Below are 7,157 nucleotides of genomic sequence, written 5' to 3'. Positions count from 1 at the left end.
GTGAATTGGGCTGTCGAACGAAGACGCGCGCGGCTCAGCGGATCTCGTTGTCAAAGATCCGGAACGTCTCTGTGAGAAGCTCCAGGAAGAGATCGATCTCCGCCTCGCTGATGATAAGCGGCGGAGCTGCCAGGAAGCATTCCCCAAACTTTCCGCTAGCGGCACGGCGTGCATAGATGAGCAAGCCGAGATCGGAAGCAATGTTCGAGATGCGAGTGGACGCCTGCTTCGCGCCGAGGAAAATCGCCTTGGTGGCCTTGTCCTGAACGACTTCCACTGCGTTGAGGAGACCCAACCCCCGTACGTCGCCCATGGTTGTGCTCCGATCCTTCAGCGCGTTGAGCTTTCGCCGCAGCACGATGCCCATCCTCTGGGCGTTACCCATTAGATCGTGGTCCAGCATTTCCTGGAGAACCGCGATACCGATTGCCGAGGAGAGCGGGTTACCGGAATAGGTGTGGCCGTGCAGGAAGCCGCCCGACTCGACGACCTTGTCGACAATCCTGTTGGGGGCAATCATGGCGCCAAGCGGCGTGTAGCCTGCGCTCAAACCCTTAGCGCACACGACGAGATCAGGCAGGGCATCCGGCCAATGATGGGCAGCCAGGAAGGTTCCCGTTCTGCCGGCGCCACACATGACCTCATCGAAGATCAATAAAACGCCATAGCGATCGCAAATCTTCCGGACCTTCGAATAGTAGTGATCCGGCGCAACCAAGGCGCCGGTGGCAACGCCGCCGACCGGCTCCATGACGAATGCGAGCACCGTTTCCTCGCCTTCAGCGAGAATCTGTCTCTCAAGCTCATCCGCACAATGGTCGGCATAGGAATCGACGGTGTAGCCCTCGGGGATGCGGTAGCTCCATGGCGCGGGTACCTTCGGCATTATCCGCATGATCGGGCCGAACATCTCATCGCGATCCGGATCGCCGCTGACCGCGGCAGCGCCGAGCGTCGAGCCGTGAAAGCCTGGCATACGCGCAAGGATCTTCCAGCGTTTCTTCTGGCCAGTGACTACAGCGTATTGGCGCGCGAGCTTGAGGGCCGATTCGATGGCCTCCGAACCGCCAGACACCAAGAGCGTTTGATCAAATCCCGGACCCGCGAGATCCGCAATCATCCTGCAGAGCCTATTGGTCGGCTCGCTGGTGAATGCGGTGCGGACAGCGTAGCTGACGCGGTTGGCTTGTTCGATCATGGCGTCGCGGACCCGCTCATTGCCATAGCCGAGATTGACGACAGCTGCGCCAGAGGAACCGTCGAGATATCGCTTGCCGTTGGTATCCCATAAGAAGATACCCTTCCCATGCGAGACAATTGGCGCTTGGCCAGCTCCGCGCCCAGCGTAGAACGCCCTGATGCCCACGTCATGCGAGTCGTTGGAGGGCTCCCTCTGAGCGGATTTCGGCTGAGTTGCCGTCTGTGTCATTGTGATCAATCCTGATTTGTGCTGCGTGTAAGAAAGTGATGCTGGCCCGTTCGGGACGGTTCGTTCGCGTCTGACGTTACGTCATCGCGCACGATTTCATTCGCGGGAGCGTCCTTTTGGAATGTAGCAGGGCTGACACGCCGGTTTCTCTCCGTGTCCCATGATCGTGATTCCAGCCGCCGGCACAATACGCCTCTTGCTCGTGCTAGCTTCGCGAGAAAGCACTTTCAAAAGTCGTCCCAATCCCTCTAAAAGAGGCCAGAGAGTTCTTTAGATGTCGTCCATGCCTACAGCGTGCAACCGAGAGCGGGGCGTGATCAACCTGTCGGAGACTCGACAACCTCGGCAACAGGATTCCTCCGCAGGTGAAACGGAACCCAAGTCATCCGAGCGCGTTCCGATTTGATCGATGTAGGCGAATGCGCTGACATGTAACATAGCCGTGTGGAAGGACTCTATCATCTTAGTGCGGCTTGCGTCCGTCTCCAGTGAAGATGTCCCCATTCACGATGAGAATGTCGGCTCACTTGCGTGCCTTCCATGTATCTTCCTAAGTACATTTATTTCTTGCTGACGGGGGCACGTGAGTTCAACGGAGGCGTCTGCCTGCAATCAGTTCTCGTCAGTGTTGCCAACACCGAATTAGCAAAGATCGTGCCAGCGCTCTCAGTGCGAGTAAGCGCAGCATTCTTCTTTGAAAATACGCAAAGTGCCAAGATGTCCGGGTTGTATTGAACTTGACATGTTTTCTACCGCTGTTAGGTTCTGAACAACATCACGTGCTTTGCGCCGCCAGAATAGCGTGCAAGCGGCCTAGAATAGCAATGTTCGTATAACGAGTCGCCGTAGATCAACCTGTCCCAGCCTCTCGGACCAGCCGCAGTCTTGCAACATCGTAAACTGCTGTAACGCCAGTCGCTCGAGACGCCCGCTGCTCCGAGCGCTGATAGCGCGGGAACAGCTCGATGCGGCTGCCGCCTCATGACTCATTTCCCGCGTATCTTTGGGCTTTGTCGACGCCACGGCCGCGCGCCCACAATCGTCACAAGCCAAATCCCCGTGGAACACTGGCACGATGTTGTCGGGATCCCACGCTCGGTGATCATCGAGGATTTCCAGGATGTCGTTGAGACCGACAAACCCCCAGTCGTCAAGAACGAGGAGTTGAACGCGCCCGAGCGTCTTGAGCATGCGGCCATAGCGGCCGTCGCAGCGCGCCAGCGCCTCAAAGAGACGCGGTACGCGATGATAGAGCACCGATCGATTATCCCGACAGGCCTCGTGGCCAAGGGCGCAGGCCAACCAACTTTTGCCCAGGCCAGTTGCGTGGGGGGGGCCGAAATTCCCCCGGCACATGGCGGTATCGTTCAAGGCTTCCGGTTCCGGTGGGCGCGCAACCGGCGTCCCTGGTGAAGGACAAACTGCCACTATACGCTCGACGCGATTCGCGCAGACGCTTGATTTGCCAAATCTGGCATTAAAGAATGAGTCAGGCAATCCATCGTGGTCGTTCAAGATCGGCTGAACAGCGTCAACGGGACGCTGGCCACGCACTATGAATTCAAAGGGATCGTCGCAAGCTGGACCGGAAACCACGGAGTGTCCGCAGCCGCGGGCGGACTCAAGAGCGTCGTGCTATTCCCCCATGGAACGCCCGAACTCTATCGTCAGCAAGTCCGAGCCTACAGCGGAACCGCCATTGCAATGAACTGGACGGAACACGGAGCGCTGCTGAAGCGAGAAAGAAACTACTCGGTTTCCATCGAAGAGCTCGCTGCCGGCGCCGGCGACCAACCCTCCTTGGGGTCTCGAAGGCTACAAGACAATTGACTTCGAAATTGCTTGGGAGATGCGGGACCGCATGCCGATTTCATTTTCATTCCCGTTGGAAGCGGAGACAACTTTTTGGTTATCAATCAGGGGTTTCGAGAACTCTGACAGCCGGAATAGTCAAGGAAATGCCCTCGCTGGTGTGTGACGTTTCAGCCAGATCCCCTCTTCACAGCGCAACGACCTCGGGTGCAGATACGGTTTCGCAGGTAACGAACCCGATGACACATGCGGTCTTGATTAGCGAAGGGATTGTCAGCAATCTTGCGCGTCAGGCCTTCCAGAAATCAAATAGCGTAACCTGTGTAGTGTCGGGGAGATTTGGGAGGCGGCACAAAAAGCTATCCAGAGAGCGGTATCCTAACGGAATCTTCGCCTGCGTAAGCGTTGCGGCACCCAAAAGATCTGTGGAACAAGGGCATGCAACAGACAGTAGCAGACTTCTCGCAATTATTAGATCCACCGGACTACGATGGCCACTCAGATTCCTGCGGCGGGTGAATCATCGATCATTTTGGGGCGGGATGGCGACATTTGCATCGAGAAGTTTCGTCTGTGGCTACTGACGAAGGCGCCGAACGCGCCGCAGGCTGATCCACTTGAGACCTCCGGCAAGAACTTTGTGAATCGATACGCAGCGGAGTTCGTCACGCGCAAGATCTACGCCAATCTTGGCTGCACCGCTGGACAGGAGGGATATGACGCCGGCGCCGTCATCTGAAACGCGACGATCTGTCCCGCATCTGCCGTGAAGCACGTTGCGGCGCTGTTGGGCCAGCCTGTCTGCGCCACCGTTGTCGGCGGCGAGATCGTCGCGCGACGGCCGATATGAAGGAAAGCCGCGGACTTGGCCTCGCAGGATAGCATTTCCCATCCGCTGCTGCCTTCCAGTAATTTTGTGTTTGAACGAAACCTCCGCGCGGAGCGGCGCTCCCTTCGCGACTAAAGCTGCGCGGGCAGCTCGGGGCAATGGATTGCGGAGCAAGAATCGCGCATAACTTTCACGTGCCACGCATAACAGGCAAAACGTTGCCGTTCAAACACCTCTAGCTCACAAAGATAGGCATTGTGGCTGTTGACCCGACGCTGTCAAGACAGGCGCCGCGGCGAGATCAAGCTGATAGCCAAGAAAAATTGGGAAGATTGCATGGAAGGCACGCAAATGAAGACCGCCGACATTCTCATCGTGAATGGGGATGTCTTCACTGGAGACAGACGCAAGCCGCACTATCGGCCCGGTGCCGTTGCCATCAAGGATAGCATCATCGTTGGCGTCGGCCATGAGTCCGAGATGTTGTCGTCGTATCAGGCGTCTCGAAAAATCGACGCGGGTGGCGCTTTGGTGCACCCTGGTCTAATTGAAACACACCTACACATGACGGGCATGGCGTATCATGGCGCGCCATTCTCACCGCAGACCGGTGCAAAGACGAAGCTGAACTACACGTCGCTCAAGGCTGCAACCAATCCGACAATTACAGCAGCGTATTCCGCAGCGGCCGCGTGTTCGGTATTGCAGCGTGGGTTCACGCTGTTTTTTGAGCCGGGAACGGTTTTTGAGACGGATGCCTTTGCCGAATCTATGACGAAATGTGGGGTCCGCGCGATGGTCTCTGCGCCAAATGGCTGGGATGACCTATCCACCTACGAAGAATATTGGCCGCATATGGTATCTGAGGAGGTCAAGAAGCGCGCTCCCGCTGATGCCCGTCGCGTCATTGATCAGTGCAAACGCGAGATTGCCCGAAACAAGGATGAGAATGCTCTGGTGCGAGGATATGTCTGTCTCTATGGAGAAGGAACGGCCACGGATGATCTCACTCGGGAAGCGGTTAAGCTGGCCACCGAGTCAAATGTGGTATTTTGGCAGCATCAATCCTTCGTGCCGGAATTCGTTAGGGAAGAAAAGAAAAAGCGGGGTGACTCAGGCGCGGTGCGTATGCACAGGCTAGGGGCGCTGAATCCAAACACCACGCTGGCGCACATGAACGTCCTCGACGAAGAGGACATCGAGCTCATCCTGCTGAATAAGCCCGGCCTCTCATGGTGTCCCAACAACGCGCTGGGCTATAGAGTGACGCCGCCACATAAGTGCTGGTTTCCGTATCTCTATAAGAACGGAGTCAGTGTATCGCTAGGCGTCGATACAACCTTGATCCATCCGATTGGAATTGCCGGGCTTCTAGGTCTTTACCTTTCCGCGTCTTTCGGGGAACGATTGAATGACGCCGATCCATTTTATATGCAGACGATTGATGCGGCGAACAATGTTGGGCTCGGCGACAAATTGGGCAGTCTCACGGTCGGCAAACGCGCGGACGTGGTGATAAGGGAAGCCCGCGACATCACCCACCTGTCCTGGCGTGACGATACAGGAATCCTGTTGTCACTTTCGTCGTCGATGATCCCTGTCGATACGGTGATCATCGACGGCAGGATCGTGATGGAGAAAGGCCGACTCACCACAATGGATCAGGACGCGATCCTCGCCGAGGCTATCCGTCAACGCGATCTTCTGGCCAACAGGCTCTCTACCTGAGTCTGGTCGGCCAATCTTTTCTAAGGTCCGCGAGGCGGACCAATCTTCATGCCGGCCAACTGGCCGTGATCGCGTTGTCGCTCTGAAATGCTCAAGTGTCTGTGTGGTTGATGGGCGGGGCAAGATCGTGCGGGAAGCGTCGGTGGCCGGAGGCGCTGATCGCCTGGTTTGCGGCGCTCGAAGTACCGCTTGCGCGGATTGGCCTGGAGGCAGGCCCGCTGTCGCAATGGCTGTTTGCTGGGCTGCAGGCGTCCGGCCTGGCAGTGGAGCTTCTCGAGACGCGCCACGTGCGCGACGCCTTCAAGGCGATGCCGGTGAAGACGGATCGCAAAGATGCGCGCGGCATTGCGCAGCTCATGCGGCTTGGCTGGTTCCGCCCCGTGCACTGCAAGTCACTGCCGGCACGGAGGTCCGCGTCCTGCTGACCACGCGCAAGCTCCTGCAGTCGAAGCGGCACGATGTCGAGATGAGCATCCGCGGGGTCTTGCGCGGCTTTGGCCTGAAGGTTGGCCCGACGACGCCGAAGACGTTTGAGCGGTGGGTTCGCGAACTGGTCGCCCATCATGACACGCTGCAGCAGATTGCCGAGGCTCTTCTCAAGACCCGAGCGGTGCTGCTGTGCGAGTTCAAGACGATCGAGAAGCGTCTTGTCGGGTTGGCAAGTCGCGACGGGCAGGTGCGCAACCTGATGAGCGTGCCGGGGGTCGGGGCTTTGGTAGCGCTGACATTTTCGGCGGCCATCGACGACCCGTCGCGGTTTCGCTCGTCCCGGATGGTGGGCGCCCATTTCGGCCTGACGCCGAGGAAGTACCAGTCTGGTGAGACCGACGTGACGGGGCGCATCTCCAAGGTCGGCGACCATGGGGTGCGTGTGGCGCTCTACGAGGCGGCCAACGTGATACTGACGCGACCGGTCAAGGGCTCGGCCTTGAAGTCCTGGGCGCTTGCGGTGGCGAAGCGGGCCGGGATGCGAAAGGCCAAGGTTGCACTTGCGCGCAAGCTGCGGGTGGTTCTGCACCAGATGATGCGCAGCGCTGAGCGCTTTCTACCCGACAGGCCGTCCTGCGGCAGTTGTGTCGTGAAGCGTTCGATGAGAGGAAAAGGATAAGGAGGAACACGGCGGGCATCGACACCAGATCCTGCCGTTACGACGTCCCTTGCCGGGACGGTGGACCCGGTTAGGCCGCTAAGACCGGAGCAGTTCGTTTTATGACTGCGCGTCCCTAGATTGGCCGATCCCGATCAGATCCCATCAGGCAGCGGCCAAAAGCGCCGACTGCGGACAGAAGCAAGACCCCGGCAGCGGACGAAGTTACGAGGGATTGACAAGACGAGGCCCGTTACCGAAGCCCGTCTTAT

Annotated in this window: 4 protein-coding genes and 2 pseudogenes; 4 read left to right on the top strand and 2 right to left on the bottom strand. The window is 58.1% G+C overall.

Going from position 1 to position 7,157, the window contains the following annotated elements:
- Positions 1-34: 34 nt before the first annotated feature.
- Together YU3_RS0133670 and YU3_RS40165 are read right to left on the bottom strand one after the other, a co-directional pair.
- Positions 35-1,429, bottom strand: a complete 1,395-nt coding sequence (locus tag YU3_RS0133670; RefSeq protein ID WP_051334205.1) for an aspartate aminotransferase family protein — start codon at positions 1,427-1,429, stop codon at positions 35-37.
- A 1,101-nt stretch (positions 1,430-2,530) separates the two neighbouring features.
- A pseudogene (locus YU3_RS40165) lies at positions 2,531-2,752 on the bottom strand (ATP-binding protein); the annotation flags it as partial.
- Positions 2,753-2,932: 180 nt separating this feature from the next.
- On the opposite strand from YU3_RS40165, the gene YU3_RS0133655 reads away from it, so the two are divergent.
- From YU3_RS0133655 to YU3_RS38275, 4 genes and pseudogenes are all read left to right on the top strand, one after another.
- The gene (locus YU3_RS0133655) at positions 2,933-3,259 is read left to right on the top strand and encodes a hypothetical protein (RefSeq protein ID WP_027170268.1); all 327 of its coding nucleotides are present in this window, start codon (positions 2,933-2,935) and stop codon (positions 3,257-3,259) included.
- Positions 3,260-3,731: 472 nt separating this feature from the next.
- A complete protein-coding gene (locus YU3_RS0133650) occupies positions 3,732-3,980 on the top strand; it encodes a hypothetical protein (protein ID WP_027170267.1) in 249 nt (82 codons plus the stop codon).
- A gap of 441 nt (positions 3,981-4,421) precedes the next feature.
- Positions 4,422-5,798, top strand: coding sequence for an amidohydrolase family protein (locus tag YU3_RS0133645; RefSeq protein ID WP_210163534.1), 1,377 nt, complete (start codon positions 4,422-4,424; stop codon positions 5,796-5,798).
- 82 nt (positions 5,799-5,880) lie between these two features.
- Positions 5,881-6,906: pseudogene (locus tag YU3_RS38275) on the top strand (IS110 family transposase).
- Positions 6,907-7,157: the final 251 nt, after the last annotated feature.

Source organism: Mesorhizobium sp. WSM3224 (assembly GCF_000427725.1).
Classification (GTDB): domain Bacteria; phylum Pseudomonadota; class Alphaproteobacteria; order Rhizobiales; family Rhizobiaceae; genus Mesorhizobium.
This window is presented reverse-complemented; position numbering and strand designations above follow the sequence as displayed.